A 25,896-nucleotide genomic window follows, 5' to 3' on the forward strand; every position below is an offset into this window, starting at 1 on the left:
AGCGACCTACAAAGCCCGCGTCTATCTGAAGATAGCAGCGAGCCTGTGAAAGGGGTCAGACCTTGCGAGCTTCGTGCATTCGCGCCAATTGGCGTTCGAGCATCGACGGGTAGGGTTCCAGCAAACGCTCTACACAGCTGGCACCTTCGGGGCTTGCGATCGGGCGGATGCGCGCGCGTTGGCGGATGGTCGGGTCTTCACTGATCTTGCGCTCAACCAGCAACAGATTGCGGCTGTGTTGAGACAGCGCCAGAGCATCTTGGGCCGTTTCAGTGAGCAACAAGTCAATCTGTGTCATGCCGTGCAGGCCTTCGCCCTGAGTCAGACCCAGTTGCAGTTGCAGGGCGATGCCGCTGTCTGCGACCTCGATTTGCAATGCATGGCTCAGCGCTCGCAGCAATTCGCCGCAGCAAATAGCGTTGGTCAGATAGTCATCGCCGCTGTCCTGAGTGCTGAACAGCATGAGCGAGCTGCCGTCGTTCAGCGTGTGCAGTTCACTGTCGTACAGCGAGGCGGCCTGGTCGATGCAGTCGCGATAGCGCTCCAGCAGTTCGGTCAGGCGAGCGCGCGGCAATCGACGCAGTTGCTCCTGAGAACCCAGTTGCACAGCCAGCACGGCGCTGTACTGAGGTTGCGAAGGCGCAACAGGCAGCGTCGGGCGCGCAATCGGCTTGGGCAGCGAATCGTCCTTCAGGTCGGAGAACGGGTCGTCCTCTTCATCTTCGTCAGCCACGATCTGACGGGGCGTGACATTGACGCGAGGTTTGGGCGCGTCGTCAAAGTCAGGGTCGTTCAGGTCGCTGTCATCGAATGAGGTTTCAGTGTCGTCGTCTTCGACGTACTCAGGCTCGGGTTCGGGAGCAGGCTCCGGCTCCGGCGGCGCATACGATGCCTTGAGCTGACGTGCCAGATCGCCGATTTCATCCTGACGATCGGTCCCCGGGGTGTACGGGTCGATGTAGCGCAGCCACATGCGCAATTGCAGCAGCGGCGTGGAGATGTGCCGCCCAAGACGCAGGCTCAGCGCCAGTGACAATGCCAGCAGGATACCGCTGAGAATCGCCATGCTTTGCAGGCTGATGGTCATCGGTTGCTGGAACTGGGTCATGTCCAGGCTGATACGCAGATTACCCGCGACCACGTCCTGGAAAGTGATCTTGATCTCGTACTGGCCCTCAGCTTCACCCAGCAAACCGTTTTTTGGTCGCTGGCCGGCTTCTGCGAGAATCCGGTTGTCGACGCTATAAATAGCCGCGTGGGCTACCAACGGGTTTTTCACCAGGTTGCCCAGCAGCACGTTGAGACTGAGGTTGTCGTTGGACACCAACAGTTCAGTGGCTGACGTAGCGGTCTGCGTGGTCAGGGCCTGCCCCAGTGCGTCGGCCTGTTCGTGCATGGCCTGCTTGAATTGCAGGCCCATCACGCAGGCGTAGATCACCAGAGCCAACGCGACGAGGATCACGTTATGGCTGGCGATACGCAAAGCTATCGGTACACGACGATGCCGCAATGCCCGGAAGATTAGCAGGAAGAAGTTATCGGTTTTAACGGGCGTGGGCCGGTTCACAGAGCACGGCTCTCTTGGAGAAGTTGCCGCGCAGTATAGCGAGCGACCCAGGTGCGGCAAAGCGCTCGCTGTGCCCGGCGGTCACTGAAAGTGAGTAGAATGCGGTTTTTTTCCACTGCGGGGGTGCGCCTTGCGCGAAATTGTCCTGATAAACATCACAGGTCTCGACCGTCCAGGTCTCACTGCGGCCATTACCGGTGTGCTTGCCCAGGGTGGCGTGAACATTCTGGACATCGGTCAGGCAGTGATCCATGACACGCTGTCGTTCGGCATTCTGGTTGAAATTCCAGGGACCGAACAAGGCTCCTCAGTGCTCAAAGACATTCTGTTCACGGCGTACAAACTCGACCAACAGGTCCGGTTTACGGCGGTTTCGGAAGACGACTATCAGCATTGGGTCGAAGGGCAAGGCAAGGCGCGTCACATCGTTACGTTGCTGACGCGCAAGGTTACGGCCGAACAGTTGCAGCGTGTCAGCGCCATCACCGCCAAATACGGTCTGAACATCGATCACATCGATCGACTGTCTGGGCGTATGCCGCTCGACACCCCGGCTGATCAAGGTAAAGGCTGCGTCGAGTTTTCGGTGCGTGGCGAGCCAGCTGATCCGAAAGCGATGCAAGCGGAATTTCTGCGTGTGGCGCAAGAACTCAATGTGGACATCGCGTTCCAGCAAGACTCCCTGTTCCGCCGCAACCGTCGTCTCGCAGTTTTCGATATGGACTCGACGCTGATCGAAGCCGAAGTGATCGATGAACTGGCTAAAGCCCACGGTGTTGGCGAGCGTGTTTCCGAGATCACCGAGCGCGCAATGCGTGGCGAACTGGACTTCAAGGCAAGCTTCAAAGAGCGGATGGCGCTGCTCAAGGGCCTTGATGTCAGTGTGCTGGACGAAATCGGTGCTTCGCTGCGCTTGACCGAAGGCGCCGAAAACCTGTTCGCCGAACTCAAGCGACTCGGTTACAAGACGGCGATCCTGTCCGGTGGCTTCACCTACTTCGCCCGGCAGATCCAGGCCAGGCTCGGTATCGACTATGTGTTCGCCAACGAACTGGAAGTGGTCGATGGCAAGTGCACCGGCAATGCTATCGAGCCGATTGTCGATGCGCAGCGCAAAGCCGATTTGCTGCGCGAACTGGCAGCCAAAGAAGGTTTGAGTCTGGAGCAGACCATCGCCGTCGGAGATGGAGCCAATGATTTGCCGATGCTGGCAATAGCCGGGCTGGGCGTTGCGTTCCGCGCCAAACCGCTGGTCAAGCAGTCGGCCAAGCAGGCGATTTCAACGCTGGGTCTGGATGGGGTTTTATACCTGCTGGGCTTTCGTGATCGCGAAGGACGCGGCTGAAAATTGGCACCGTCCGTGTAGGAACTGACGAGCTCCGCCAGGCTGCGATTGAGGTGTATCAGACGTGCCCTATCGCAGCATGGCGGAGCTCTTCAGCTCTTCCAAAAAGCCTAAAGCACGCCCCACAGCGAATCGAACTCTTGCTCCGGCTCTGAATCGTCGGGTGCGGCATCCACTTTTTTCGGCCCTTCATGGATCTGGTATTCAAACTGGTTATAGCTGCCGGTGGTCGAGCGGCGCTTGCTCAGGCCTGCGCGTCGTTCCTGACCGCTGGTATTGATCAACACCTTGCTGCCTTCCTCAAACGGCAAACGCGGCGCCATGACCGTCGGCGGCACATCGATGGCGCGCACCTCTGGTAACAGCAGCGCACGCAAATACTGGCTTTTGTGCTCAGTACGCAGCAGTTGCAGCCCGCAGGCCTGGGCAAAGGGCGCGATCAGCTCAATGCCCATCTGCATGCCGCCGCTACGAACCTGCCTGACCCAGCGCACAGTCGCGATACTCCAACCCTGCCCAGGATCGTAAATGCCGACCATCTCCCCAGCCTGCAATTGATCCGGGACTTCCTTCGCCCATGCCAGGCAATACCCGCCAGGGCTGTGGTTCACAATACTCAAACTGTAGGTGGGGAAGCTCTGTTGATTATCCAAGGCGCTGCCCGCTCCGTCCTCGGCAGGTCGATACTGGATTTCCTCATGGGCCAAACCGTGGCTGGGCCTCAGATCATCCTTCACGTGTCCCCAGGCGTTGAGTTTCCCTGATGGTAGCGGTTGCAGGCTGAAATCGGCGGGCTTGCTGACAACGGGCAACTGCAACACATCGCTGAAAGATTTTTCACCACTGATGAAGTAGTGCAGCGCGCTCATTCCGACGCACAGCGTCAGCGAGCCCTGACCTGGTGTGCGCTGAAAGGCGCGTTCGGATACATCGCCCCACGCTGCAGCCAAGTGCTGCAGCAGATCAGCTGAAAAGCCTGTCGGCACGGTCAGAGTGGACTCGGAGCGCTGATCTGCTGGCGTCTCCAGATAGCGCTGAATAGCGGCGGCTAACGCCAGCGGGTTTATCCCCAGCAGGTTCGGCAGTTGCTCTGGTGTGTAAAGGGATTTGTAGCGCGGCGCGGCATCTGCGGTAGGGGCCAGCGCAAACAGGCTGGATTCTTCGGCGGGCGATTGCAGCTTGACCAACGAGCTCCACGCGTCGAGCACTTCGGCCAACCGGCCGATGTTGTGCTGGCGCATCTGATTGCAGCGCGAGCTCCCCATCAGCAGCGCTATGACGTAAGTCTGTTCGACCGACAGCGTGCGGGTATGCAGGGCCAGATTATCGGCTACCTGTATGTTTTGCAGTTTGCTATGTCGGGCGATTTGATAAATCTGATGCAGCTCAAGCCACAAACCATCCTGAACAGGACAATACAGTTGATTGGCGCGAATCAACGGGCCATTGAGGCAATGCAGCGCGCGCTGCAAGGCTGTCGTCAGCAAGGACGTGCGGTCTTTGGTCAGTTTGGGCGCGATTCGAGCGATGATTTGCTTGTAGCCGATCGCCAAATGGTTTTGCAGGGCCTGGCATAAGTTGGCGACTTTGCGCGGGCGTTCTTCGAGCACCACCGACTGATTGAGAAAGTGCCGCTCCAGGTGATTACAGACGTAATACACCTCGGGCCGCAGCAGTTCGAGCAGTTGCAGGCGATTGTCGCTGGGTGTGAGTAATTGATTCAGTTCGCCGAGGCCTTGATAGAGCTGACGTGCCATTTCCCCGAGGTTGGCTTTAGGCAGCGTTGCTATCCAGCGCTTCAAGTCCTTGGGTGTCGCGTCGCAGAATGACAGGCTCGACTGCGTCGGCACAGGTGCGCGCAACAACAGTGGGAGACTTAAATTACTCATGTGACAGGCTGACTCCAACAACTACGGGCCCGAACGGCGGCTTGAAACTGATGTAAGCAGTACGTCTTGCCCTGTAATGCCATCCGCCTTACGACAGTCGAAAGCGAATATTCCTACAGCACCGATGTTGGACTTTAGCAGCATCGGTTAGCGCTAGCAGCCCGAAGATCGAATCCACAGTGTATCGGCGCCGATACTTCAGCCCCGTGACGATGCTGACGACGCCCTTCCAAAGGCGCGCGTCAGTAAAATGCTGCCAGAACAATCAAACGCAAGAATCAAGCCTGAACGGGAAGTGCCAGTGCCTGGCCCATTTGAGTCGGGGAGCCTGCAACCAACTGTTCGGCCCACTTAACCTGACCTGGGCCAAACAGCACGATGGCCGTGGAGCCCAACTTGAAGCGGCCCAGCTCAGCGCCTTTTTCCAGATGAATGGGGCCGCGAGCGGCTTCATCGTAGCGGGTGGTTTTCAGTTCGCGCTTGGGCGGCGTCACCAATCCAGCCCAGACCGTTTCAATGGACGCCACAATCATGGCGCCGACCAGCACAACGGCCATCGGACCGCGCTCGGTATCGAACAGGCAAACCACTCGCTCGTTGCGGGCAAACAGCTCAGGTACGTTTTCGGCTGTTGTCTGGTTAACCGAGAAAATACGCCCGGGCACGTAGACCATTTCGCGCAACGTCCCGGCCAGCGGCATGTGCACGCGGTGGTAGTCCTTGGGCGACAAGTAAATTGTGGCGAACTCCCCGCCCATGAACGGCGCAGACAAGCGCGAGTCGCCACCCAACAACTCAAGCGTGCTGAAGCTGTGGCCCTTGGCCTGGAAGATCCGACCGTGCTCGATGGTGCCCAGTTGGCTGACGGCGCCATCGGCCGGGCACAGGATCGCTCCGGGAGTTGGGTCGAGCGGGCGTGCGCCGGGTTTCAGGGCGCGGGTGAAAAATGCATTGAAGTGCTCGTATGCGGTGACGTCTTCCACCAGCGCCTGCGACATATCGACCTGATAACGGCGCGCGAACCACTGAGTGAATGCATTCTTGAACCAGCGCACGCGGCATTCGGCCACGCAGCCGGCCAATCGCGACAACAAGTGGTGAGGGAGTACGTATTGAAAGAAGATAAACAGACGCTGTTTCATCAGAATTCCTAAACCATGTTCTTGGGTTGAAGGCGCGCTCCGGTCACGGGAAGGCGCCGCATTACGGTCGGATGTCAGCGCTCGACCGGTGTGTCCGGGTGATTACCCCATTCGCCCCACGAACCGGCGTAGCCCTTGACCCGCGGGTAGCCCAGGGCTTTTGCCACCAAATAGGTGAAGCCGGAGCGGTGATGGGTCTGGCAATGGGTAATGACTTCCTTATCCGGCGTGATGCCGAGACTTTCGAGGATTTGCGGCATGTCCTTGCGAATCCGCAGCTGGCGGGCAGGGTCCATGCCGGCTGTCCATTCGAAGTTCACGGCGCCGGGAATGTGGCCGCCTTTGGCCGCAACGACCTTCTCTCCGGAGTACTCGGTCGGGCCGCGAGCGTCCCAGATCGCGAGGTCTTCAGCGCCAAGGCGGCTTTGCAGGTATTCACGGGTCGCGGTCGGCTCGTCGTGCAGGGTCAGCGTGACTGGACCACCGACGGCGGCAGGGACCTCGTTGGACAAGGGCAAACCCGCGGCTTGCCAGGCGAGCAAGCCGCCATCGAGGTAGTGGTATTGGTGATGGCCGATCACGTCGAGCAACCAGATGAAACGTCCGGCCCAGCCGCCGCCTTCGTCGTCATAAACCACATAAACAGCGTTTGGGTTATGGCCCAATTCACCGAACAGTGCTTGCAGCTCCGGCAGGGTTGGCAGCAGGCCGGGAGCCGGCGCCTGACCCAGTTGAGTACGTTTGGGGTCCACAAAATGTGCGCCGGGAATGTGTCCGGCCTCGTAGCGGGCGCTACTGGTCAGGTCCACGAGTATCAGCTCTGAAGCGCCAAGCCGTGCCTGGAGTTCGCTGGGTTCAATCACCAGCGGCAAGCCTGAAAAGGCAGACATAAAGAGGTCTCCAGATCGTCAAAAGAGGCGAATTGTAGCTCAGGCGTCAAGCATTGCGATGGCTAAACGTCGTTAGCGCTTTCTCAATGCATTGCGACGTTTTTCCGAAGGCCTGCACGGAAATTTCTGACAACAGTCCACCCCCTTGATCGGCGACCAACAGCATCATCACCCGGCCATTACTGGCGAGCGAGCGGATCAACAGGTTTTCCCCGCTGAACTGCCCCCGGAGGCTGGCCGGTAGCAGTGCCGAGAATTGTGCGTTATTGGCGGGCGTCAGGCGCAGTTGAGTCGCCTGGGCCAGCAGACGTTGCAGCACGGTGCTGTCTTTGATCGGTATCAGCAGGGAGGCGGCGGACTTATCCAGCCCTGCCGTTTGATGAACGCACAGGGCATCAATCTTTCGGTCGATCATCAACAGCATCACCCGCTGCATGCCACAGGCGAGCAGCGCATCCCGGGCGAATGAGGTCAGATTCATAGCGTTACTGAACGGACTTGGCTCCTTCAACAGTTGCGCGCATTGCTTGCGCCAGTCCTGCAGCGCCTCGGTAGATGGCGCCGGTGCAGCCAGCAGGCCCTTGTGGACGCGCCGCGTTTCCCACGGCCACAGCAGCGCTTCAGCCGGATGCCAGACGCCGACACCTGCGTGCGATCGAGCACTGCTAGCAGCATTTTGGTGGATTTGTTGTTGAACGCTCGCCAACGGTTGTTGCAGATACAGGCTGGTCAACAACGCCCAGCGCAAGTTATGAGGGCTGTTCCAGGCGTATTGCGCCGAGAGCGCCAGTCCGTTCGCCAGCAAGATGGTGTTGGCAGGCTGGTTCAGCCAGCGTTGCAGGGGCAGGTCTGCATCCAGGCGCTGCTGTTGTATGAGTGGATCGTCATTTTCATGGGCGATACGCAGCACCTTCACCAGATTGCGCTGCTCGCCGATCATCAACTGATAGCCACGCATCACCCACATTGGCAGATGCCAATGTGCGGCAATCGCTTTGCACAGGACTATCAAACGAATGCCAAACAGAGCCTTTTCAGTTTTTTTCGCGCATTCGCCCTTATGAATGACCCGCAGTTCCCACTCTTCCAGCAGTTTGGGATGGGCAAGCGCCAACGGCCAAAGCGGCGACAAAAACAGCAAACTGCCAAGATGAATATCTTGCCAAAGCCGAGCTAACTGATTGGCAAATAAGCCCGTGGCTTGCTGGGTAGCGTGCTGACTGACCATCTGCAGTTGCCGCAGGGCGGGTGGGATGTCGCGCTCATCGATTGCGGGCAGGCGGGCGAGCAATGTTTCAGTGCGCGCCAGACCCAGCCGATTGATCGCCACTTCCAGGCTCTCGGCGGGTTCGGAAAAGCCGCCGCTGCTGTGATGATTGGCTTCGCGCAGCACGCTCAACACCAGGGCAGGACTGGCCTGCATCATTTCAGCAATATCGCGAATCGAGCGACGACTGTCATTCAGTGCCGCACGCACCCTTGCGTGCGCAGCCGCAGGCACCGGCAATGCGATGTCATCGAGTTGCTTGATCCAGGCGTCGAGTGTCTTTGGGACGGGCCGTGGTGACGATGTTTCTGATTGCATTCAGGAATCCCGTACGGCTGGATGGTTTTGAATGAAGTCCAATACTGGCATCATGCTGGCCCTCGCAGTGAACCCCGCGTGCTGTCTGCCACGGGGTTTTTTCGCGCTGCTTGCCTACAGTCTGGCGCAGTCAGGCCGATATGTAGAACAAGAGTTTTGACACTCCTGCGAAACATGACCATGAACCCGACTCAGTAAGTATTCATTATCTATGGCAAAAATTATCGGCATCATCGTCGTTTTCGCGAGTGTACTCGGCGGATACGTCCTGTCCCACGGCCAGATCGCCGCGCTGATTCAACCTTACGAGGTGATGATCATCGGCGGGGCGGCGTTGGGTGCGTTCTTGCAGGCGAACCCTGGCTACATGACCATGCTCGTCATCAAAAAATCCCTGAAGATGTTCGGGACGCGCTTCACTCATGCGTTCTACCTTGAAGTCCTGGGCCTGATCTACGAGATCCTCAACAAGAGCCGCCGCGAAGGCATGATGGCGATTGAAGGGGACATTGAAGAACCCGAGAACAGCCCGATTTTCACCAAATACCCAAGTGTCCTGAAAGACACTCGCATGATCGCCTTCATCTGCGATTACCTGCGCATCATGTCGTCCGGCAACATGGCTCCGCACGAACTGGAAGGTCTGTTCGACATGGAGCTGTTGAGCATGAAGGAAGAGCTTGAACATCCTTCCCACGCGGTGACCGGTGTCGCGGACGCCATGCCCGGTTTCGGTATTGTCGCTGCAGTACTCGGTATCGTTGTGACCATGGCCTCGCTGGGTTCCGGTGACAAGGCAGCTATCGGTATGCACGTTGGCGCGGCGTTGGTCGGTACCTTCTTCGGTATCCTGGCGGCTTACGGTTTCTTCGGGCCGCTGGCCACTTCCCTGGCGCACGATGCCAAGGAAGAAATGAACGTCTTTGAATCGATCAAGGCGTCTCTGGTTGCTTCGGCTTCCGGCGTGCCGCCTTCGCTGGCCGTGGAGTTCGGTCGCAAGGTGCTGTATCCAGCGCATCGCCCCAGCTTCAGCGAGCTGGAACAAGCAGTTCGCGGTCGCTGAACCATGGAAAATAACCAGCCGATCATAATCAAGCGTGTCAAGCGCTACGGCGGCGGCCATCACGGCGGCGCCTGGAAAATCGCCTTCGCTGACTTTGCGACAGCGATGATGGCGTTTTTTCTGGTGCTGTGGCTGATGTCGTCGGCCACCCCGGAGCAGTTGGTTGCGATTGCCGGTTATTTCAAGGATCCGGTCGGTTTTTCCGACAGCGGCTCGCCTTATGTGATCGATTTGGGCGGCTCGCCGGAGATGTCCCCCGACCAGACGCTGAATCCGGAGATCAAGTCCACACCGGCGCCTGACAGTGTGCCGATCGAAGCAGACACTCAAGAAGCGGCAGCTCAACAGGCCGAGCAAGTTGAGCAGGAGCGCCTTGAAATGCTGCTGCAAGAGCTGCAAAACAAGGTCAACGAAAATCCGCAGTTGCAGAAATTCAAAGATCAGATTTTGTTCGAGATCACCCAGGATGGCTTGCGCATTCAGATCATGGACGCCGACAACCGGCCCATGTTCGACATAGGCAGCGCGCGTCTGAAACCGTATTTCGAAGACATCCTGCTGGCCATGGCTGACACCATTAAAGCGGTGCCGAACAAGATCAGCGTCAGTGGTCACACCGATGCGACGCCATATGTGGGCAATAACGGTTTTGGTAACTGGGAACTGTCGGCCGGCCGCGCCAACGCAGCCCGTCGTGCGCTGGTCGCGGGGGGGTATCCGGATCCTCAGGTCGCGCGGGTAGTGGGTTATGCCTCGTCGGCGCTCTATGACAAGGAGCATCCGACAAGCCCGATCAACCGCCGCATCGATATCGTGGTCATGACCAAAAAGGCGCAGCAGAAGATTGAAGGCTCGCAGAACGTAGGTGAAGCGCCGCAAACGCCGGATGCGCCCAAAGCGCCGGCTCCTGACGCCAAACCTGGCGCTTCTATCTCGACGCCCACCGTTGATCCGCAAGCCTACGCCCAGCCCCATGAAATTCGGCAAAAGCTGAACATCTTCGAGCAGGGCACACTGAAGGTCGAAGAGACCAAGAACTAGGGTTTTGACGCAATAAAAAACGCCGCGATGATCGCGGCGTTTTTATGTGCGTTGACTGCGCGGATCATTGATCAAACGCGTCAACGTGTAGGAGCGAACTTGTTCGCGAGGCGTCCTGAGCTGACACGGCGCGGTGTCGATCTCGCCAACAAGTTGGCTCCTACAGGCCAGCGTCGATCAGTAACTACTCTCCGGCAAGCTGGCGATGATCGAGCGATAGCTGTTCATGCGTTGTTGTTGCACGCGGCCGTCGTCCAGCGCCTGGAGCAGTGCGCAGCCCGGTTCGCGATCATGCTTGCAGTCGCGAAAGCGGCAAGTGCCGATCAGGTCGTTGAACTCGATAAAACCCGCTTCGACATCCGCACGGCTGACGTGGCCCAAACCGAACTCGCGAATACCGGGGGAGTCGATCAGGTCGCCGCCGTTGGGGAAGTGAAACAAGCGCGCGGTGGTCGTGGTGTGTGTGCCCTGGCCGGACAGCTCCGACAGCGGCCCGACACGGGTGCCGACTTCCGGCAGCAGGCTGTTCACCAACGAGGACTTGCCCACGCCCGATTGGCCAACGAACACGCTGATGTGCCCATCCAGTTGCGCCTGCAACTGCTGCATGCCATCGCCGTGATGCGCCGATACTTCCAGCACCGGATAACCCAGGGTGCGATACACCGCTAACAGCGCATTCAGCGCCGGGGCGTTCTGATCATCGATCAAGTCGAATTTGTTCAGCAGCAGGAGCGGGTGAATCCCCGCATGCTCGGCGGCTACCAGATACCGGTCGATCAGGTTGGCGTGAGGCTCGGGCATCGGCGCGAACACAATCACGATCAGATCGACGTTGGACGCCACTGGCTTGAGCTGGCCGCGGCTGTCCGGGCGGCACAGCTCGGTGGTTCGCGGCAGTTGCGCGACGATGACGCCAATGCCCTGATTGCCGGCGCGCCAGACCACGCGATCACCGGTCACCAGCGCTGGCAGGTTCGCCCGCAAGTGACAGCGGAAAACCTGACCGCTCAGGTCGCCTTCCTGCGCCTCTACTTCTACCTGCACGCCGAAGTGCGCAATCACCAGCCCGGTTTGCTCGGGGCCGAGATCGCCGCCTTCAAGCGACTCCAGGGTCAGGGTTTCACGCTTGGCAGCGCGGGCTGCACGCTCGCCCTGGATTTTTTCGATGCGCCAGTTCTGACGACGATTGAGTTGGCGTTTGGCCATGGGTGTTCAGTGTTCCGTTTTTATGTCGCGAAATGCAGCTGATAGTGTGAAGCGCGAAGGAGTCTAGCATGCCTGCTTGGGCTAAACTGCGCGCCTACGTTGAGGAGCCTACATATGCAGAGCAAGCAAAATCTTATCTGGATCGACCTGGAAATGACCGGTCTGGACCCCGATAACGACGTCATCATCGAGATGGCGACCATCATCACCGACAGCGAACTGAACACGCTGGCCGAAGGCCCGGTGATCGCTGTACACCAAAGCGATGAACTGCTGGCTGGCATGGATGAGTGGAACACCCGCCAGCACGGCGGCTCTGGCCTGACCCAGCGGGTTCGCGAAAGCAAAATTTCCAACGATGAAGCCCAGGCGATGACACTGGACTTCATCAAACAATGGGTGCCGGAACGCAGCTCGCCGATCTGCGGCAACAGCATCTGCCAGGACCGTCGCTTCCTTTATAAGCGCATGCCCGCCCTGGAAAACTATTTTCACTATCGCAACCTGGACGTCTCGACGCTCAAGGAGCTGGCTGCGCGCTGGTCGCCTGAGCTGAAATTCAAGAAGGGCAGCACGCATCTGGCGCTGGATGACATTCGTGAATCCATTGCCGAACTGCAGTTCTATCGCGAGCACTTCATCAAGGTCTGAGCGCCACTATGTTGTTGATGCTCTATTTGATCGCGATCACCGCAGAAGCCATGACCGGCGCGCTGTCGGCCGGGCGTCGCGGCATGGACTGGTTCGGCGTGGTGCTGATCGCCTCCGTCACCGCGTTGGGTGGCGGCTCGATGCGCGATGTACTGCTGGGGCACTACCCGCTGACGTGGGTCAAGCATCCCGAGTACTTGATGCTGACCTGCTTCGCGGCGCTGATGACCATCTTGCTTGCGCCGCTGATGCGCCATCTGCGCTCGCTGTTTCTGGTGCTGGATGCGCTGGGGCTGGTGGCTTTCACGGTGATCGGTTGTACCACCGCGCTGGACATGGGCCATGGTCTGGTGATTGCTGCGGTCAGCGGTGTGATTACCGGGGTATTTGGCGGGATCTTGCGCGATATCTTCTGCAACGACATCCCGTTGATCTTCCGTCGTGAGCTATACGCCAGCGTGTCGTTCGCAGCGGCCTGGTGCTTTTTGCTGTGCCAATACTTCGGCTTGCCGGTGGAGCAGGGCACGTTGATTACCCTGTCAGGCGGCTTGTTGTTGCGCTTGCTGGCGATCAAATACCGCTGGGAAATGCCCAAGTTCGTTTACAAGGATGGGCATTGATGTAGAAGCGCCTTGCCCGCGAAGCTCGCAACGCGGTTTGCCTGACCCTCCATGCAGGATTCATTCGCGGGCCCGCGCTTTATGCTGCCGCAACGCCCACTCCACATGCTCGCGCACCATTTCTGACGGATGTTCCCGACGCGACCCCAAAGCCTCCAGCACCGGAATCGTCGATGGCGCATTACCCAGTCCCACCGCCAGATTCCTCAGCCAGCGCTCATACCCCGCCCGACGCAAGGGTGAGCCTTCGGTTTTGCTCAGAAATGTTTCTTCGTCCCACAAAAACAGCTCTGCCAAACCTGCGTTATCGAGGTTGTGGCGCGGTTTGAAATCGTTTTGATCGGTTGGCCGAGCGAAGCGATTCCACGGGCAGACAATCTGACAATCATCGCAACCGAACACCCGATTGCCGATCATTGAGCGCAGCTCTTCCGGAATAGAAGTTTTCAGCTCGATGGTCAGGTAAGAAATACAACGTCGCGCATCCAGCACGTACGGACCGACAAACGCGTTAGTGGGGCAGATATCGAGACAGGCGGTGCAACGGCCGCAATGTTCGGTGGAGTGGGGCTGATCGGCCGGCAAAGGCAGATCGACGAACAGCTCGCTCAGGAAGAAGTAACTCCCGGCCTTGCGATTGAGCACCAGCGTGTTCTTGCCTATCCAGCCCAATCCCGCTTGCTCGGCAATCGCCTTTTCCAGCACCGGCGCACTGTCGACGAACGCCCGAAAGCCAAAGGGCCCAATCGCCTGCTGAATACGCTCGGCCAGTTGCTGCACGCGCTTGCGAATCAGCTTGTGGTAGTCGCGGCCCAGGGCGTAGCGCGAGACGTAGGCTTTTTCCGGTTCAGTCAGGCGGTGCGCCATTTCGGTGTCGCCCGGCAGGTAGTCCATGCGCAGGGATACCACGCGCAGTGTCCCAGGTACCAATTGGTCCGGGTGCGAACGTTTGCTGCCATGGGCTGCCATATAGTCCATCTCGCCGTGATAACCGGCGTCGAGCCAGCGCTCGAGGTGCTGTTCATGCTCGGCCAGATCCAGCCCCGAGATGCCGACCTGTTGAAAGCCCAGCTCACGGCCCCACGCCTTGATGGACTCGGCGAGGTCGTTCAGTTCAGCGGTCGTCAACGACGTTGAAGGGGAGGACGGATCAACAGTAATAGCGGTCATGCAGAGAGGACACCGGGGCGCAGGTGCGTATAATTCTGCCAGACATCGGAGCTCATAAACGTATGTTGCACAGCAAACCCCAATTACCCGACGCACTGTACGACGCCGCGCAGGTGCGCGATCTCGACTCACGCCTCATCGCAGCGGGCACGCCGGGGCTGCAATTGATGCAGCGTGCTGCCCACGCAGCCTGGCGTGCAGTGCGTCGACGCTGGCCGGACGCCGGGCAAATGACCGTGTTGGCGGGGCGCGGTAATAACGCAGGTGACGGCTATCTGGTGGCCGCGTTGGCGCAACGTGCAGGCTGGCTGGTCAAGGTGTTGGCCGTCGGCGATTCATCAGGCCTGACCGGCGATGCCCAGGACGCTTATAAAGAAGCGCTTGGCACTGGCGTCGATGTTCACCCCTGGAAACAACAAGCGCTGGACGGCGTGGTGCTGGACGCGTTGCTTGGCACCGGCCTTAACGGCGAAGTCCGCGAACCCTATGCGGGTGCGATTCAGGCCATCAATGACAGCGGTTCGCCGGTTGCATCGATTGATATCCCTTCAGGGTTGAGCGCCGACACAGGGCGCACGTTGGGCATGGCGGTACGCGCAGATATCACCATCACCTTTATTGGGCTGAAAATCGGACTGTTTACCGGCGATGCAGCGGACCTGGTGGGCGAGTTGGTGTTCGACGACCTCCAGGCCGATCCTGCGATCGTCGCCGCCACCCCGGTGAGCGTGAAACGCCTCGATACCTTCAATTTGCCGACTCTGGCGCCGCGTCCTCGCACTGCGCACAAAGGCATGTTCGGCCGTGTGCTGGTGATTGGCGGCGACCATGGCTTTGGCGGCGCGGCGCTGCTGTCCACCGAAAGTACGCTGCGCAGCGGCGCGGGGATGGTCACACTGGCGACCCGGCCTGAGCATGTCCCGGCTGCGCTGGTTCGGTTTCCTGAGGTCATGAGCGCGGGCATCAGCTCGGCCAATCAGATGATGGCGCTGATCGAGCCCGCGACCGTGCTGGTCGTCGGCCCCGGCATGGGTCAGCACAGTTGGGGGCGCAGCCTGTTATCGGCGGCGGCCAATGCTGATCGCCCGCAGGTATGGGATGCCGACGCGCTCAATCAACTGGCCCAAGGCTGGGTCCAGTTGCCCAAGAATTGCGTCATCACACCGCATCCCGGCGAAGCGGCGCGCTTGCTCGGCGTCAGTACTAAAGAAATTCAGGCTGATCGCCCAAAAGCTGCGCGCGCCCTGGCGCAGAAATTCAATGCCGTATGCGTGCTTAAAGGTACGGGCAGTCTGATCGCAAACCCCGCAGGTAAGCTTGCTTTGTGTGACCACGGTCATCCGGCTATGGCAACGGGCGGGCTCGGCGATGTGCTGTCCGGCGTCATCGGGGCGTTGCTGGCGCAAAAGATGTCACCGTTCGACGCTGCCTGTCTCGCGGTCTGGCTGCACGCCAAGGCTGGGGAGCAACTGGGCCAGCTTGGCCGTGGCTTGGCAGCCGCTGATCTGATTCCTGTTATTCGTGCGCTGCTGGAGGAGCAACAACCGTGTCTGAGCTAACCCTGCACCTTGTGGGTGAAGACGCCATGACGGCATTTGGCGAGAAAATCGCTCAAGTCACTGATGGCAATGGGATTATTTTTCTGGAGGGCGATCTGGGTGCGGGCAAGACCACGCTTTCGCGTGGAATCATCCGAGGGCTGGGCCATGTTGGCGCGGTAAAAAGTCCGACATTTACGCTGGTAGAACCTTACGAAATTGGGAGATATCGCGCGTATCACTTTGATCTTTACCGACTTGTTGATCCAGAAGAGCTAGAATTCCTGGGCATCCGCGATTATTTCGAAGGAGAAGCGCTCTGTCTGATTGAGTGGCCCGGTCTGGGTGCAGGCTTTTTGCCAAAGCCGGACATGACCATTACCATTGGGCCGCACGCTGACGGTCGAGCGCTGACTTTGAGCCCGGAAGGCTCACGTGGCGAGGCTTGGTGTGCCGCTTTGGCTTTGGAATTCAAATAGATATGGGGTTAGGTATGCGCATGCGCGCGCTGGTTACTGTGATAGGGCTGTTGCTGACGACATTGGCCATCGATGCGTTCGCCGCTTCACAGGTACGAAGTGTCCGCTTATGGCGCGCACCGGATAACACTCGGTTGGTTTTCGACCTGTCCGGCCCGGTTCAGGCCAGCGTGTTTACTCTCGAATCGCCTGATCGTCTGGTCATCGACATCAACGGCGCTACATTGGGCGGCTCGCTGAACGTCGGCACCGCCAATACGCCCATTACCAGCATGCGTTCAGCGCAACGCACCCCGGACAGCCTGCGTGTGGTCATCGACCTGAAAAAGGCCGTGACCCCGAAAAGCTTCACCTTGGCGCCCAACCAGCAGTACGGCAACCGTCTGGTGGTCGATCTGTTCGACAACGCCGCTGACGCCAATCCCACGCCAATCTCCACCGTGCCGGACACAGCCGCAAACACCGCGCCTGCCGTGCCGGTAAGCCCTGCCAAACCAGAAATCAAGCTGACGCCTGTGCCAAACGGCAAGCGCGACATCGTGGTGGTGATCGACGCCGGCCACGGTGGCGAGGACCCGGGCGCCTCTGGCGGACGCGGGCAGAAAGAGAAAAACGTGGTGCTGGCGATTGCCAAGGAATTGCAGCGTCAGATCAGCTCTGAAAAAGGCTATCGCGCTGAATTGACGCGTACTGGCGACTACTTCATCCCGCTGCGCAAGCGTACGGAAATCGCCCGTGCCAAGGGCGCTGACCTGTTTGTATCAATCCACGCCGATGCTGCGCCGTCCTCTGCCGCCTTCGGCGCCTCAGTGTTTGCGCTGTCCGAGCGCGGCGCCACGTCCGAGACCGCTCGTTGGTTGGCAGACAGTGAAAACCGTTCCGACCTGATCGGTGGTGCTGGCGCTGTGAGCCTGGACGACAAGGACCGAATGCTTGCAGGCGTGTTGCTCGATCTTTCGATGACTGCTTCGCTGACTTCCAGCTTGAACGTTGGGCAGAAGGTCTTGAGCAACATCGGGCGAGTGACTTCTCTACACAAATCCCGCGTTGAGCAGGCGGGATTCATGGTGCTGAAATCGCCTGACATCCCGTCGATTCTGGTCGAAACCGGGTTCATCTCCAACGCAGCAGAAGCGAACAAGCTTGAAGGCGCCAGTCATCAGCAGGCATTGGCGCGCTCGATTACCGCTGGCGTGAAGCAGTTCTTCCAGCAAAATCCGCCACAAGGCACCTATATCGCCTGGCTGCGCGACACCGGCAAACTTGCCATGGGGCCGCGTAACCATGTCGTGCGTCCTGGTGAAACGCTGGCAATGCTCGCCGCGCGTTACGACTTGACCACGGGCGCACTGCGCAACGCCAATGAATTGAAATCCGACGAACTGAAAATCGGTCAGGACTTGAAGATCCCCAGCACGGCGTTGGCGGGTGAACCGTGACCGATCTCTTGCTGGATGAGTCAGGATTCGAGGCAGCCGTGACGCAGCCAGACAATCCCGGGGCCAAGACCGCACGCATCGAACTGCTCAGCCCGCGTCTGGCGAACCAGATTGCGGCCGGCGAGGTCGTTGAGCGTCCAGCTTCGGTGATCAAGGAGCTGCTGGAAAACAGCCTCGATTCCGGCGCGCGGCGCATTGATATCGACGTCGAGCAGGCCGGCATCAAGTTACTGCGCGTGCGCGACGACGGCGGCGGTATTTCTTCCGATGACCTGCCGCTGGCGCTGGCGCGACATGCCACCAGCAAGATTCGCGACCTGGAAGACCTTGAGCGCGTAATGAGCCTGGGTTTTCGCGGCGAGGCATTGGCGTCAATCAGCTCGGTCGCACGCCTTACGCTGACTTCTCGTACGCGCGATGCCGATCAAGCCTGGCAGGTGGAAACCGAAGGGCGTGATATGGCCTCGCGGGTTCAGCCGGCAGCGCATCCGGTTGGCACGTCTGTGGAGGTGCGCGATCTGTTCTTCAATACGCCTGCCCGACGTAAGTTTCTGAAAGCCGAGAAGACTGAGTTTGATCATCTGCAGGAAGTCATCAAGCGCATGGCGCTGGCGCGTTTCGACGTGGCCTTCCACCTGCGGCACAACGGCAAAACCATCCTCAGCCTGCACGAAGCCCACGATGACGTTGCCCGCGCGCGGCGAGTCTCGGCCATCTGTGGGGCTGGGTTTCTGGAACAGGCGCTGCCCATCGAGATTGATCGCAATGGCCTGAAGTTGTGGGGATGGGTCGGGTTGCCGACCTTTTCGCGCAGCCAGGCCGACCTGCAGTATTTCTTCGTCAACGGCCGGGCAGTGCGCGACAAGCTGGTTGCCCATGCGGTCCGCCAGGCGTATCGCGATGTACTGTTCAATGGTCGCCATCCGACCTTCGTGCTGTTCTTCGAAGTTGATCCGGCTGTGGTCGACGTCAACGTTCACCCGACCAAGCACGAAGTGCGTTTTCGTGACGGGCGCATGGTCCACGACTTTCTATACGGCACGCTGCATCGTGCATTGGGTGACGTGCGTCCGGAAGATCAACTGGCAGGCACTACATCGGTCACTGCGCTGGTACGTCCGACCGGCCCGGAAGCTGGTGAATTCGGGCCTCAGGGTGAGATGGGCCTTGCCAACAGTTTGCTTGAGCAGCCACCAGCCGATCCTTTGGACAGGCCGGCAGGCTCAGGCGCCGGCGCTGGTTATCAGTATCAGTACACGCCGCGTCCGTCCTCGGTATTGCCGGCGGCTGAAGCCCAAGCCGCGTATCGCGAGTTCTTTGCTCCGCTGCCGAGCGCTCAAGGCGTTGAACTGGGCGCTGCTTCGGTTGCGCTGCCTGAGTCCACTGGTGACATTCCTCCTCTGGGTTATGCGCTCGCCCAGCTCAAGGGCATTTATATCCTGGCCGAGAACGCCCACGGGCTGGTGCTGGTAGACATGCATGCCGCTCACGAGCGGATCATGTATGAGCGACTGAAAATTGCCATGGCCAGCGAAGGATTGAGCGGTCAGCCCTTGCTCGTCCCCGAGTCGTTGGCAGTCAGTCAGCGTGAGGCGGACTGCGCAGAAGAGCACATCGCAACCTTCCAGCAACTGGGGTTTGAGTTGCAGCGCTTGGGCCCGGAAACCCTGGCAATTCGGCAGATACCCGCGCTGCTCAAACAAGCCGAAGCCAATCGACTGGTTCAGGACGTGTTGGCCGACTTGATGGAATACGGCACCAGTGATCGGGTGCAGGCCCACATGAACGAGCTGCTCGGCACCATGGCCTGTCATGGCGCGATTCGGGCGAATCGACGTCTCGCTATCCCCGAAATGAACGGCCTGCTGCGTGACATGGAAAACACCGAGCGCAGCGGTCAATGCAATCACGGTAGGCCGACCTGGACCCAATTGGGGTTGGACGATCTCGACAAACTCTTCCTGCGTGGCCGCTGATGAGCGCTTTGCCTCCCGCCATCTTCTTGATGGGGCCAACCGCCGCAGGTAAAACGGACCTGGCCATCGAGCTGACCAAAGTGCTGCCGTGCGAATTGATCAGCGTTGATTCGGCACTGGTCTATCGCGGTATGGACATCGGCACGGCTAAGCCCTCCAAAGCGCTTCTGGACAAGTTTCCACATCGATTGATCGATATCCTCGACCCCTCGCAGAGCTACTCCGCCGCGGACTTTCGCAGGGATGCCTTGAGCGCCATGGCCGAAATCACCGCGCGCGGGAAAATTCCGTTGCTGGTAGGCGGCACGATGTTGTATTTCAAGGCTCTATTGGATGGCTTGGCGGACATGCCGGCTGCAAACCTTGAAATCCGCGCACAGCTCGAAGCAGAGGCTGCAAGCAGAGGATGGCAGGCGTTACACGATGATTTGGCGGCGATTGATCCGGTGTCAGCGGCGCGGATTCATCCCAACGACCCGCAGCGATTGTCTCGTGCGCTGGAAGTCTATCGGGTGAGCGGATTGAGCATGACCGCACACCGCGAGCAACAAAGTGCGCAAAGTACTGAAGCAGCCGCTTCGGGGCGTCATCAATTGCCCTATACTGTCGCGAATCTGGCGATCGCTCCAGTGGATCGCAAGGTATTGCATGACCGCATCGCGCAACGTTTTACGCAAATGCTTGACCAAGGATTCGTAGAGGAAGTTGTGGCGTTACGCTCGAGGGGTGACTTGCACTCGAACTTGCCGTCAATAAGAGCTGTAGGGTACCGCCAGGTCTGGGATCATCTGGACGGCAAACTGACCCACGACGAGATGCAGGAACGAGGCATCATCGCCACGAGGCAGTTGGCCAAAAGGCAATTTACCTGGTTGCGAAGCTGGGAAAATCTGCACTGGTTGGACAGCCTGGCTTGCGACAATCTGCCACGCGCCTTGAAATACTTGGGATCGGTCTCCATATTGAGCTGAGTCCTTGCAATAGCCGTCTATCCTTGGGGGGTAAGCGGCCCGAGCAAAAAAATTTTCGAATTATTCTATTGATCCTTAAAGGAGTGCGGCACATGTCAAAAGGGCATTCGCTACAAGACCCTTACCTGAACACTTTGCGTAAAGAAAAGGTTGGGGTTTCGATCTATCTGGTAAACGGTATCAAGCTGCAAGGCACGATCGAGTCTTTCGACCAGTTCGTCATTTTGCTGAAAAACACTGTCAGCCAAATGGTTTATAAGCACGCCATCTCTACTGTCGTTCCGGTTCGTCCAATTCGTCTGCCTAGCGCAACCGAATCCGAAGCGGGTGACGTTGAGCCAGGTAACGCCTGATAGGAGTCTGCTTTGTTCTTTGAGCGCCACGGTGGTGGTGAGCGGGCTATCCTCGTTCACTTGGATGGTCAGGACCCTGAGGCGCGCGAAGATCCGCAGGAGTTCCAGGAACTTGCTCTATCGGCCGGCGCCGATACCGTCGCGTTTATCAGCGTGCCACGGCATCGGCCAACGGCCAAGTATCTGATTGGCAGTGGCAAGGTCGAAGAGTTACGCGACCAGGTCAAAGCCGAAAAGATCGACATCGTCATCTTCAATCACGTCCTTACGCCCAGTCAGGAACGCAACCTCGAACGCGTTTTCGAGTGTCGCGTGCTTGACCGTACGGGCCTGATTCTCGACATTTTCGCGCAGCGTGCGCGTACTCATGAAGGCAAATTGCAGGTCGAGCTGGCACAGCTCGAGCACATGAGTACCCGTCTTGTCCGCGGCTGGACTCACCTTGAGCGCCAGGGCGGCGGCATCGGCATGCGCGGTCCGGGTGAAACCCAGCTCGAAACAGACCGTCGCCTGCTGCGTGTTCGTTTGCGGCAGATCAAAGGCCGCTTGGAAAAGGTTCGCAGTCAGCGTGATCAGGCGCGCCGCGGCCGCTCGCGAGCAGATATCCCCACCGTTTCATTGGTGGGCTATACCAACGCTGGCAAATCTACGCTGTTCAACGCGGTCACCGATTCCGACGTCTATGCAGCGGATCAGCTGTTCGCGACCCTCGACCCCACTCTGCGCCGCCTCGAACTTAAAGACCTGGGGCCGATCGTGCTGGCCGATACGGTGGGATTCATCCGCCATCTGCCACATAAATTGGTCGAAGCCTTTCGCGCGACGCTCGAAGAGTCGAGCAACTCCAACCTTCTTTTGCATGTGATTGACTCTCACGAGCCTGATCGTATGGAACAGATTGAGCAGGTCATGGCGGTGCTGGGCGAGATCGGGGCGCAGGACTTGCCGATACTGGAGGTCTATAACAAACTCGATCTGCTTGAAGGGGTCGAGCCTCAGATCCAGCGCGATCCCGATGGCAAGCCGCAGCGGGTATGGGTTTCAGCCCGCGATGGTCGCGGTCTGGATCTGCTCAAGCAAGCTATTTCCGAGCTGCTGGGTGACGATTTGTTCATCGGCACCTTGCGCTTGACTCAGGGTTTTGCTCGACTGCGGGCTCAGTTTTTCCAACTGGGTGCAGTGCAGAGCGAAGAGCACGACGAAGAAGGCACAAGCCTGTTGGCAGTACGTTTACCGCGAGTTGAATTCAATCGCCTGGTGAGTCGCGAAGGACTGCAGCCGCTGGAATTCATCGAGCAACACACTTTGCAATAAAAGCCTGAGAAAGCGGTTGTATCGCTTTCGCAGGCATTCTGTAGCATTGGTCGGCGCGCCGTGGGCGCGTCTTTGCTTTATCAGATGGAGAGCGCTATGGCTTGGAATGAGCCGGGTGGCAACTCGAATAATCAGGATCCTTGGGGTGGTAAGCGCAAGGGCGGCGACCGCAAGGGGCCACCAGATCTCGACGAGGCCTTCCGAAAGCTGCAGGAAAGCCTGAATGGGTTGTTCGGTGGTGGTAAGAAACGCAGTAGCGATGGTGGCGGTGGCGGCGGTTCTCGAAGAGGTGGTGGCCTTGGCCTGCTCGGTATCGGCCTTGTCGTGCTTCTCGCGGTATGGCTTTACAACGCTATCTACGTGGTCGACGAGCAGGAGCAAGCTGTAGTGCTGCGCTTCGGCAAGTATTACGAAACGGTCGGTCCGGGTCTGAACATTTACTTCCCGCCGTTTGATCGCAAGTACCTCGAAAACGTGACACGTGAACGTGCGTACAGCAAGCAAGGCCAGATGCTCACCGAAGACGAAAACATCGTCGAAGTGCCGCTGACCGTGCAGTACAAAATCACTAATTTGCAGGACTTCGTGCTGAACGTTGATCAGCCGGAAGTCAGCCTGCAGCACGCGACTGAAAGTGCCCTGCGCCATGTTGTCGGTTCGACCGCAATGGACCAGGTGCTCACCGAAGGTCGTGAATTGATGGCCAGTGAGATCAAGGAGCGCCTGCAACGGTTCCTGGACACGTATCGCACGGGTATTTCCGTGACTCAGGTGAACGTGCAAAGCGCTGCGGCGCCGCGTGAAGTTCAGGAAGCGTTCGATGACGTGATCCGCGCCCGTGAAGACGAGCAACGTTCGCGTAACCAGGCTGAAACCTACGCAAACGGTGTAATTCCGGAAGCCCGTGGTCAGGCTCAGCGTATTGTCGAGGACGCCAACGGCTATCGCGACGAAGTCGTGTCTCGCGCCAAAGGTGAGGCAGACCGCTTCACCAAGCTGGTCGCCGAGTATCGCAAGGCACCGGAAGTCACGCGTGAACGTCTGTATCTGGACACCATGCAGGAAGTCTTCAGCAATACAAGCAAGGTGCTCGTGACCGGCGACAAAGGTCAGAACAACCTGCTTTATCTGCCATTGGACAAAATGATTGAAAGTGGCCGTAACGGCGCACCCGCTTCAACGGGCGCAGCGGCGACAGTCGTTGATCCAGGTTCAAGAGCAGCGGACATGCAACAGCAACGCGACACGCGTACTAGGGAGACTCGCTGATGAGCAATAAATCTCTGGTCGCTCTGATCGTCTGTGTCGTACTGGCCGTCGTCGCATGGAACAGCGTCTACATCGTTTCGCAAACTGAACGTGCGGTTTTGCTGCAGTTCGGTCGTGTGGTTCAGGCTGATGTTCCACCAGGTCTGCACGTGAAGGTTCCCTATGTGAACCAGGTGCGCAAATTCGACGGTCGCTTGCTGACCCTCGATGCGCCAACCCAGCGTTTCCTGACCCTGGAAAAGAAAGCCGTCATGGTGGATGCCTACGCCAAATGGCGCGTGAAGGACGCTGAGCGTTTCTACACTGCGACATCCGGCCTCAAGCAAATTGCCGATGAACGTCTGTCGCGCCGTCTCGAATCGGGCCTGCGTGACCAGTTTGGTAAGCGCACTCTGCACGAAGCTGTGTCGGGTGAGCGGGACGCACTGATGGCGGACATTACTTCTTCGTTGAACAAGATGGCCGAGAAAGAACTGGGCATCGAAGTCATCGACGTACGGGTCAAGGCCATCGACTTGCCAAAAGAAGTGAACCGCAGCGTGTTCGAGCGTATGAGCACCGAGCGTGAGCGTGAAGCCCGCGAGCACCGCGCCAAAGGTAACGAGCTGGCGGAAGGCATTCGTGCCGACGCTGATCGTCAGCGTCGCGTGTTGCTGGCAGAAGCCTATCGTGAGTCTGAAGAGGCCCGTGGTGATGGCGACGCACAAGCATCGGCGATCTACTCCAAGGCCTACGGTCAGGATCAGGAGTTTTACTCCTTCTATCGTAGCTTGCGTGCCTACCGTGAGAGCTTTGCCAACAAAAGTGACGTGATGGTGCTGGACCCAAGCAGCGATTTCTTTCGCTATCTTGAGAAAGCCAAACCGTAGCTTTTAACGGTGCTTGAGAGCTCCGCCGGGCGGCAAAAACCGTCTGGCGGGGTGATCACGCGGTAAAACGTGTGTATGATGCGGCAGCCGGGAAATTCCCGGCTTTTTTGCGTCTGCACGATTGATTGGCCGTGGCGTGTTTCGTGCGCGGCAGTTTTTTCGAGGACAGTGGCGGTAGCTTCCGATTGGTGGTTCGTGTCCAAAGCATGAGCCTGATCGCGAGGGGCCGCTGTCTGCTTCACTCAAGGCTCGCCCAAGGGTTGTGGCCGCCCGGATGATAGGGGAAAGGCGTAATGGCAACGGTTGACCGCTGGCTGCTGCCGGATGGCATCGAAGAAGTACTGCCGCCGGAAGCTGCGCGCATAGAAGTGGCGCGTCGTCAGGTGTTGGATCTGTTTCAAAGCTGGGGCTATGAGTTCGTCGTCACCCCGCATATCGAATACCTTGAATCACTGCTCACGGGCGCTGGCTCGGATCTGGATCTGCGCACCTTCAAAGTCGTTGATCCGCAGTCGGGTCGGCAGATGGGGTTCCGGGCGGATATCACGCCGCAGGTTGCCCGCATCGATGCGCACACCTTGCGTCGCGAAGGTCCAAGCCGTCTGTGTTATGCCGGTAGCGTGCTTCATGCTCAGCCGCGTGCGTTGTCTTCGTCACGCAGTCCGATCCAGTTGGGCGCCGAGTTGTACGGCGATGCCAGTCCGACCAGCGACGTCGAAGTCATTAGCCTGATGCTGGCCATGTTAAAACTGGCCGATGTGCCTGACGTCCATATGGACCTGGGCCATGTCGGTATCTATCGTGGTCTGGCTCGTGCCGCCGGTCTGTCGGGCGAGGTCGAGCAACAGTTGTTCGATGCGCTGCAGCGCAAGGCAATTGATGAAGTGGTTGCCCTGACCGCCACTCTTCCTGACGATCTGGCTACGATGCTCCGCGCGCTGGTCGATCTGTGTGGTGGACGTGATGTGTTGGCCGCCGCCCGCGATCGTTTGGCCAAGGCGCCCGCGCCAGTCATCGAAGCGCTGGACGACCTGCAGGAAATCGCCGAGCGGCTGTCGGCGCGCTTCCCGGACATGCCGTTGTATTTCGACCTCGGTGAGTTGCGCGGTTACCACTACCATACTGGTGTGGTGTTTGCGGTATTCGTGCCGAGTGTCGGTCAGTCGATCGCCCAGGGCGGTCGTTACGACGATATCGGTGCAGACTTCGGCAGGGCGCGTCCGGCGACGGGCTTCTCTACCGATTTGAAAACCCTGGTCACGTTGGGGCAGGCACAGATCGAGCTACCGTCTGGCGGTATCTGGATGCCTGACAACACTGATGCTGCGCTCTGGCAGACCGTTTGCCAGCTTCGCAGCGAAGGTCAGCGAGTGGTTCAGGCGTTGCCCGGCCAACAGGTCTCGGCAGCGCGCGAGGCCGATTGCGACCGGCAATTGATTCAGCATGGCGAGCACTGGCAGGTAATGCCGCTGGTCTCTTGAGTTTCCCTGCCGGCCGCCGCCGGCACCAAGTTTGC

General features: G+C 58.9%; 22 protein-coding genes. 15 read left to right on the forward strand and 7 right to left on the reverse strand.

Features of this window, described 5'->3' with window-relative positions; genetic code table 11:
* Window positions 1-55 precede the first annotated feature (55 nt).
* Window positions 56-1,567 (reverse strand): AhpA/YtjB family protein, encoded by a 1,512-nt coding sequence (locus ACWKWM_RS08110; protein WP_483845655.1) that lies wholly within the window; start codon window positions 1,565-1,567, stop codon window positions 56-58.
* 130 nt (window positions 1,568-1,697) lie between these two features.
* Here ACWKWM_RS08110 and serB point away from each other — a divergent pair, with 130 nt between their 5' ends.
* A complete protein-coding gene (gene serB / locus ACWKWM_RS08115; RefSeq protein WP_483845656.1) occupies window positions 1,698-2,912 on the forward strand; it encodes a phosphoserine phosphatase SerB in 1,215 nt (404 codons plus the stop codon).
* A 110-nt stretch (window positions 2,913-3,022) separates the two neighbouring features.
* On the opposite strand, the gene ACWKWM_RS08120 is transcribed toward serB, so the two are convergent.
* From ACWKWM_RS08120 to ACWKWM_RS08135, 4 genes are all read right to left on the reverse strand, one after another.
* Window positions 3,023-4,801: a molecular chaperone gene (locus ACWKWM_RS08120; protein WP_483845657.1), complete on the reverse strand. Its 1,779-nt coding sequence runs from the start codon at window positions 4,799-4,801 to the stop codon at window positions 3,023-3,025.
* 278 nt (window positions 4,802-5,079) lie between these two features.
* Window positions 5,080-5,949 carry an archaetidylserine decarboxylase gene (gene asd / locus ACWKWM_RS08125; RefSeq protein WP_483845827.1) on the reverse strand — a complete coding sequence of 290 codons (870 nt, stop codon included), beginning with the start codon at window positions 5,947-5,949 and terminating at the stop codon, window positions 5,080-5,082.
* Window positions 5,950-6,017: 68 nt separating this feature from the next.
* Window positions 6,018-6,833 (reverse strand): thiosulfate sulfurtransferase, encoded by an 816-nt coding sequence (gene rhdA / locus ACWKWM_RS08130; protein ID WP_483845658.1) that lies wholly within the window; start codon window positions 6,831-6,833, stop codon window positions 6,018-6,020.
* Window positions 6,834-6,879: 46 nt separating this feature from the next.
* Entirely contained in the window at window positions 6,880-8,418 is a 1,539-nt protein-coding gene (locus ACWKWM_RS08135) for an HDOD domain-containing protein (RefSeq protein ID WP_483845659.1), read from the reverse strand.
* Between the two features lie 211 nt (window positions 8,419-8,629).
* Here ACWKWM_RS08135 and motA point away from each other — a divergent pair, with 211 nt between their 5' ends.
* A complete protein-coding gene (gene motA / locus ACWKWM_RS08140) occupies window positions 8,630-9,481 on the forward strand; it encodes a flagellar motor stator protein MotA (RefSeq protein ID WP_483845660.1) in 852 nt (283 codons plus the stop codon).
* Window positions 9,482-9,484: 3 nt separating this feature from the next.
* The gene (gene motB / locus ACWKWM_RS08145; protein WP_483845661.1) at window positions 9,485-10,522 is read left to right on the forward strand and encodes a flagellar motor protein MotB; all 1,038 of its coding nucleotides are present in this window, start codon (window positions 9,485-9,487) and stop codon (window positions 10,520-10,522) included.
* 177 nt (window positions 10,523-10,699) lie between these two features.
* Here motB and rsgA read toward each other — a convergent pair whose 3' ends face one another.
* On the reverse strand, window positions 10,700-11,731 hold the full coding sequence (rsgA, locus tag ACWKWM_RS08150; RefSeq protein ID WP_483845662.1) for a small ribosomal subunit biogenesis GTPase RsgA: 1,032 nt from the start codon (window positions 11,729-11,731) through the stop codon (window positions 10,700-10,702).
* Between the two features lie 114 nt (window positions 11,732-11,845).
* Here rsgA and orn point away from each other — a divergent pair, with 114 nt between their 5' ends.
* Window positions 11,846-12,382 (forward strand): oligoribonuclease, encoded by a 537-nt coding sequence (gene orn, locus ACWKWM_RS08155; RefSeq protein ID WP_483845663.1) that lies wholly within the window; start codon window positions 11,846-11,848, stop codon window positions 12,380-12,382.
* A gap of 8 nt (window positions 12,383-12,390) precedes the next feature.
* Window positions 12,391-13,002: a trimeric intracellular cation channel family protein gene (locus ACWKWM_RS08160; protein WP_483845664.1), complete on the forward strand. Its 612-nt coding sequence runs from the start codon at window positions 12,391-12,393 to the stop codon at window positions 13,000-13,002.
* Window positions 13,003-13,062: 60 nt separating this feature from the next.
* On the opposite strand, the gene queG is transcribed toward ACWKWM_RS08160, so the two are convergent.
* Window positions 13,063-14,172: a tRNA epoxyqueuosine(34) reductase QueG gene (gene queG / locus ACWKWM_RS08165; protein WP_483845665.1), complete on the reverse strand. Its 1,110-nt coding sequence runs from the start codon at window positions 14,170-14,172 to the stop codon at window positions 13,063-13,065.
* A gap of 62 nt (window positions 14,173-14,234) precedes the next feature.
* On the opposite strand from queG, the gene ACWKWM_RS08170 reads away from it, so the two are divergent.
* From ACWKWM_RS08170 to ACWKWM_RS08215, 10 genes are all read left to right on the forward strand, one after another.
* Window positions 14,235-15,731, forward strand: a complete 1,497-nt coding sequence (locus ACWKWM_RS08170; RefSeq protein ID WP_483845666.1) for an NAD(P)H-hydrate dehydratase — start codon at window positions 14,235-14,237, stop codon at window positions 15,729-15,731.
* Window positions 15,719-16,189: a tRNA (adenosine(37)-N6)-threonylcarbamoyltransferase complex ATPase subunit type 1 TsaE gene (gene tsaE / locus ACWKWM_RS08175; protein WP_483845667.1), complete on the forward strand. Its 471-nt coding sequence runs from the start codon at window positions 15,719-15,721 to the stop codon at window positions 16,187-16,189. Before ACWKWM_RS08170 ends, tsaE begins: the two co-directional genes overlap by 13 nt.
* A gap of 14 nt (window positions 16,190-16,203) precedes the next feature.
* A complete protein-coding gene (locus ACWKWM_RS08180) occupies window positions 16,204-17,628 on the forward strand; it encodes an N-acetylmuramoyl-L-alanine amidase (protein ID WP_483845668.1) in 1,425 nt (474 codons plus the stop codon).
* A 38-nt stretch (window positions 17,629-17,666) separates the two neighbouring features.
* The gene (gene mutL / locus ACWKWM_RS08185; RefSeq protein WP_483845828.1) at window positions 17,667-19,604 is read left to right on the forward strand and encodes a DNA mismatch repair endonuclease MutL; all 1,938 of its coding nucleotides are present in this window, start codon (window positions 17,667-17,669) and stop codon (window positions 19,602-19,604) included.
* A complete protein-coding gene (gene miaA / locus ACWKWM_RS08190; protein WP_483845669.1) occupies window positions 19,604-20,575 on the forward strand; it encodes a tRNA (adenosine(37)-N6)-dimethylallyltransferase MiaA in 972 nt (323 codons plus the stop codon). The genes mutL and miaA overlap by 1 nt, the downstream gene beginning before the upstream one ends.
* 92 nt (window positions 20,576-20,667) lie before the next feature.
* Window positions 20,668-20,928: an RNA chaperone Hfq gene (gene hfq, locus ACWKWM_RS08195; protein ID WP_268799311.1), complete on the forward strand. Its 261-nt coding sequence runs from the start codon at window positions 20,668-20,670 to the stop codon at window positions 20,926-20,928.
* 12 nt (window positions 20,929-20,940) lie between these two features.
* Window positions 20,941-22,242, forward strand: coding sequence for a ribosome rescue GTPase HflX (gene hflX / locus ACWKWM_RS08200; protein WP_483845670.1), 1,302 nt, complete (start codon window positions 20,941-20,943; stop codon window positions 22,240-22,242).
* 96 nt (window positions 22,243-22,338) lie between these two features.
* Window positions 22,339-23,511, forward strand: a complete 1,173-nt coding sequence (gene hflK / locus ACWKWM_RS08205) for an FtsH protease activity modulator HflK (RefSeq protein ID WP_483845671.1) — start codon at window positions 22,339-22,341, stop codon at window positions 23,509-23,511.
* Window positions 23,511-24,380, forward strand: a complete 870-nt coding sequence (gene hflC, locus ACWKWM_RS08210; RefSeq protein WP_483845672.1) for a protease modulator HflC — start codon at window positions 23,511-23,513, stop codon at window positions 24,378-24,380. The genes hflK and hflC overlap by 1 nt, the downstream gene beginning before the upstream one ends.
* Before the next feature lie 293 nt (window positions 24,381-24,673).
* Window positions 24,674-25,861, forward strand: a complete 1,188-nt coding sequence (locus ACWKWM_RS08215; protein WP_483845673.1) for an ATP phosphoribosyltransferase regulatory subunit — start codon at window positions 24,674-24,676, stop codon at window positions 25,859-25,861.
* The last annotated feature ends 35 nt before the right edge of the window (window positions 25,862-25,896 follow it).

It is taken from the genome of Pseudomonas rosaeacicularis (assembly GCF_057128745.1).

Bases quoted from the DNA above. Each gene is read 5' to 3' on its own strand.
- ACWKWM_RS08120 (WP_483845657.1), bottom strand. From the start codon at position 4,801: ATGAGTAATTTAAGTCTCCCACTGTTGTTGCGCGCACCTGTGCCGACG.
- rhdA (WP_483845658.1), bottom strand. From the start codon at position 6,833: ATGTCTGCCTTTTCAGGCTTGCCGCTGGTGATTGAACCCAGCGAACTC.
- ACWKWM_RS08135 (WP_483845659.1), bottom strand. From the start codon at position 8,418: ATGCAATCAGAAACATCGTCACCACGGCCCGTCCCAAAGACACTCGAC.
- motA (WP_483845660.1), top strand. From the start codon at position 8,630: ATGGCAAAAATTATCGGCATCATCGTCGTTTTCGCGAGTGTACTCGGC.
- motB (WP_483845661.1), top strand. From the start codon at position 9,485: ATGGAAAATAACCAGCCGATCATAATCAAGCGTGTCAAGCGCTACGGC.
- rsgA (WP_483845662.1), bottom strand. From the start codon at position 11,731: ATGGCCAAACGCCAACTCAATCGTCGTCAGAACTGGCGCATCGAAAAA.
- orn (WP_483845663.1), top strand. From the start codon at position 11,846: ATGCAGAGCAAGCAAAATCTTATCTGGATCGACCTGGAAATGACCGGT.
- ACWKWM_RS08160 (WP_483845664.1), top strand. From the start codon at position 12,391: ATGTTGTTGATGCTCTATTTGATCGCGATCACCGCAGAAGCCATGACC.
- queG (WP_483845665.1), bottom strand. From the start codon at position 14,172: ATGACCGCTATTACTGTTGATCCGTCCTCCCCTTCAACGTCGTTGACG.
- ACWKWM_RS08170 (WP_483845666.1), top strand. From the start codon at position 14,235: ATGTTGCACAGCAAACCCCAATTACCCGACGCACTGTACGACGCCGCG.
- ACWKWM_RS08180 (WP_483845668.1), top strand. From the start codon at position 16,204: ATGCGCATGCGCGCGCTGGTTACTGTGATAGGGCTGTTGCTGACGACA.
- miaA (WP_483845669.1), top strand. From the start codon at position 19,604: ATGAGCGCTTTGCCTCCCGCCATCTTCTTGATGGGGCCAACCGCCGCA.
- hfq (WP_268799311.1), top strand. From the start codon at position 20,668: ATGTCAAAAGGGCATTCGCTACAAGACCCTTACCTGAACACTTTGCGT.
- hflK (WP_483845671.1), top strand. From the start codon at position 22,339: ATGGCTTGGAATGAGCCGGGTGGCAACTCGAATAATCAGGATCCTTGG.
- hflC (WP_483845672.1), top strand. From the start codon at position 23,511: ATGAGCAATAAATCTCTGGTCGCTCTGATCGTCTGTGTCGTACTGGCC.
- ACWKWM_RS08215 (WP_483845673.1), top strand. From the start codon at position 24,674: ATGGCAACGGTTGACCGCTGGCTGCTGCCGGATGGCATCGAAGAAGTA.